Source organism: Streptomyces boncukensis, from assembly GCF_011045075.1.
Taxonomy (GTDB): domain Bacteria; phylum Actinomycetota; class Actinomycetes; order Streptomycetales; family Streptomycetaceae; genus Streptomyces; species Streptomyces boncukensis.
Window position 1 is genome coordinate 1 of sequence record NZ_JAAKZZ010000730.1, and the last position, 2,859, is coordinate 2,859.

Consider the following 2,859-nt stretch of genomic DNA (forward strand, 5'->3'; position numbering starts at 1 on the left):
GCCCCGCACCCGCCCCCGTGCCCGGGAACCTTCGCGCGCGGCTCACCAGCTTCGTCGGCCGCGAGTCCGACATGACCGCCATCCGCGACGACCTCAACCGCACCCGCCTCATCACGCTGACCGGCCCCGGCGGCTCCGGGAAGACCCGGCTCGCCGAACAGGCGGCGGCCGCCCTCGCCGCGCGGCACCCCGCGCAGACCGCCCCCGCCCGCTACGCCGACGGCGCCTGGATCGTGGAGCTGGCCTCACTCGACCACCCGTCCGCCGTCCCTGGTGCGGTCCTCAGCGCGCTCGGCCGCCGCGAGACGGCACTGGCCACGGCCGCCACCGAGAACGCCCGTTCGCTGAGCAGCGACCTTGCCAACGACGCCACGGCCCGCCTCCTCGAACACTGCCTGCACCGCCGGCTGCTCCTCGTCCTCGACAACTGCGAACACCTCGTCGACGCCGCCGCGGCGCTCGCCGAGACCCTGCTCGCGCACTGCCCGGACCTCACCGTGCTGGCCACCAGCCGGGAGCCGCTGGGCGTGCCGGGGGAGACCGTGCGGCCGGTGGAGCCGCTGCCGCCCGAGCCCGCGTACCGGCTGTTCGCCGACCGGGCCGCCGCCGCGCGCGCCGGGTTCTCCACGAGCGAGGACCCGGAGGCCGTCGCGGAGATCTGCCGCCGCCTGGACGGGCTGCCGCTCGCGATCGAGCTGGCCGCCGCCCGGCTCCGCTCGCTGACCCCGCGGCAGATCGCGGACCGGCTGGACGACCGCTTCCGGCTGCTGACCAGCGGCAGCCGGACGGTACTGCCCCGGCAGCAGACGCTCCGCGCCGTCGTGGACTGGTCCTGGGACCTGCTGGACGAGCGGGAACGCACCGTCGTACGGCGGCTGTCCGTCTTCTCCGGCGGCTGCACGCTGCCCGCAGCCGAGCAGGTCTGCGCCGACGCGCACCCCGGCCCCGGCCGGCCGCCGGCGCCGACGCCGGCGCCGGGCAGGTCCGAGGTCTGCGAGGACGACGTGCTCGACCTGCTCGGCGCCCTGGTCGACAAGTCGATCCTGGTCGCGGAACAGCCCCCCGCCCGCTCCGGCACCGGCGTCCGCTACCGGATGCTGGAGACCATCCACGAGTACGCGCGCGAGCGCGCCGCCGAGCGGCCCGAGGACCTGCGCGCCGCCGAGCGGCGGCACACCGCGCAGATCCTCCGCTTCGTCAGCGCGGCCCGCCCCCGCATCCGCTCCGCCGAGCAGCTCACCTGGCTGCCCCGCGTCGAGGCCGACCTCGACAACATCCGCGCCGTGCTGCGCCGCGCCCTGGACCGCGGCGACTGGGACACGTCCGGCACGCTCGTCCGCGACGTCGGCTGGTTCTGGTGGCTGCGCAACTACCGCGACGAGGGCGCCCGCTGGGCCGAACGCGTCCTGGGGACGCTCCCGGCGGCAGCTGCGGACCGCGGCGCCGGGGAGGACGAGCTGTACCGCGAAATGCAGCTGCTCAGGTACTTCCTGCTCGCCGAGCAGTACGGCCAGGAGATGCTGCAGGACGAGTCCGCGCGCACCACGGCGTCCGAGATCCTGCACGCCTTCGACATCCCGCGGCCCGCCGCCGCCCGCTTCCCCGGCATGCTCTGGCCGTTCACCGCCTACCTCCTCGACAGCGCCGCGGGCGTGGCCCAGCGCATGGACCGCTGCGTCGCCAACTGCCGCCGCTACGGCGGCGACTGGGAGCTGGCCGTGGCGATCCTGCTGCGCGCGCACATCCGGATGGACCTCCCCGGCGGACTGGAGTCCGGCAGCCGGGACCTCCCCGAGGTCGACCAGCTCGCGCGGGTCAGCGGCGACCGGTGGCTGCTGAGCCAGGTCTCCGGGCTGCGCGCCGAGGTCGCCATCCACCGCGGGCAGTACGAGGACGCGCGCGCCGAGTGCGAGACGGCCCTGCGCTACGCCCAGCAGCTCGGCGCGTACACCGAGCTGCCGGTGCTGCTCGGCCGTATCGCCGACATCTGGTACCGGCAGGGCGACGTGCAGCAGGCCGAGAAGCTGGCCCGGCGCGCCATCGAGGACGCCGAGCACCTCGGCATCTGGGACGCGCAGACCTTCGCCTTCTTCCTCCGCGCCGTCATCGCCATGGACAGCGGCGACGCGGCGCACGCCCGCACCCTGCTCGGCGAGACCGAGCGCAAGGCGTCGGCGGGGACCCCGCCCAGCATGTTCCAGGTCGTGTGCCGGGCGCTCGACGCCCGGATCGCGGGGGCCGAACAGGGGGCGGACGAGGGCGTGTCCCGGGTCCGCGAGGCGCTCCGGACAGGGCTGGGTGCCGACGCGCCCGAGTATGTGCTCGCCCATGTGGTGCTGGTCGCCGCCGCGCTCACCCAGTCGGCGGGCCACCCGCGTACGGCGTTCCGCCTGGTGCGCTCGGCGGAGCGGCTCCGCGGCGACCTGGCCGCGAGCGTCCCCGAGCTCTGGCTCGACGGACAGGTCCGGGCCGGCCTCGCGCCGGACGCCCAGCGGGAGGAGTCGGCCCGCGAGCCCGCCCTCTCCGCGCAGCAGGCCCTCCACCTGATGGACACCCTGCACCTCACTCCGGGGACATAGCTGCGCCCCGAAGGGGCACGGGGAACTGCGCGCCCAGCCTCCCCCGAGCTCTCGGCTTCGCTCGAGCAGGGGGTACCCCCACAGCGCCGCACGCTGCGATGTCACAGCAAGGGGCAGCCCCGACCCCGACCCAGCAGGCTCCGCCGGTCACGGCCCTAGGACTTGTCCGGTCGATCATGTTCGGAGCCAGATGGTGAGGGCTGCGGCGGTTGCGGTGCCGAGGTAGATGTAGCCGCGTTTGTCGTAGCGGGTGGCTACTGCTCTGGCGTTCTTCAGCCGG

1 protein-coding gene is annotated in these 2,859 nt (G+C 75.2%); it reads left to right on the forward strand.

The annotated features are described in order from the left end of the window. A partial coding sequence (locus G5C65_RS34870) for an ATP-binding protein (protein ID WP_165303071.1) occupies positions 1 to 2,579 on the forward strand: 2,579 nt, incomplete at its 5' end. Positions 2,580 to 2,859 lie beyond the last annotated feature (280 nt).